Origin of the sequence: Nostoc sp. 2RC, assembly GCF_014222165.1 — a bacterium.
Classification (GTDB): Bacteria; Cyanobacteriota; Cyanobacteriia; order Cyanobacteriales; family Nostocaceae; genus Nostoc; species Nostoc linckia.
The window spans coordinates 1-661 of record NZ_JACKZU010000783.1 but is presented as its reverse complement, the minus strand read 5'-3'; the positions used below and the strand labels follow the sequence as shown (position 1 = coordinate 661).

The following is a 661-nucleotide window of genomic DNA, read 5'->3' as shown; positions in this document are numbered from 1 at the left end:
AGTGGATCCTGAGTACGACGGAGCACGTGAAATTCCGTCGGAATCTGGGAGGACCATCTCCTAAGGCTAAATACTCTCTAGTGACCGATAGTGAACCAGTACCGTGAGGGAAAGGTGAAAAGTACCCCGGAAGGGGAGTGAAAGAGAACTTGAAACCGTGTGCTTACAAGTAGTCAGAGCCCGTTAATGGGTGATGGCGTGCCTTTTGTAGAATGAACCGGCGAGTTACGATCTGATGCAAGGTTAAGCAGCAAATGTGGAGCCGCAGCGAAAGCGAGTCTGAATAGGGCGTTGAGTATTTGGTCGTAGACCCGAAACCAGGTGATCTACCCTTGGTCAGGTTGAAGTTCAGGTAACACTGAATGGAGGACCGAACCGACTTACGTTGAAAAGTGCTTGGATGAGGTGAGGGTAGCGGAGAAATTCCAATCGAACTTGGAGATAGCTGGTTCTCTCCGAAATAGCTTTAGGGCTAGCCTCAAGTGATGATTATTGGAGGTAGAGCACTGTTTGGACGAGGGGCCCCTCTCGGGTTACCGAATTCAGACAAACTCCGAATGCCAATTAATTTAACTTGGGAGTCAGAACATGGGTGATAAGGTCCGTGTTCGAAAGGGAAACAGCCCAGACCACCAGCTAAGGTCCCAAAATATATGTTAAG

Annotated in this window: 1 rRNA gene; it reads left to right on the top strand. The window is 48.9% G+C overall.

The features are described from left to right. Nucleotides 1-661 (top strand): 23S ribosomal RNA (locus GNE10_RS34970); the annotation flags it as partial.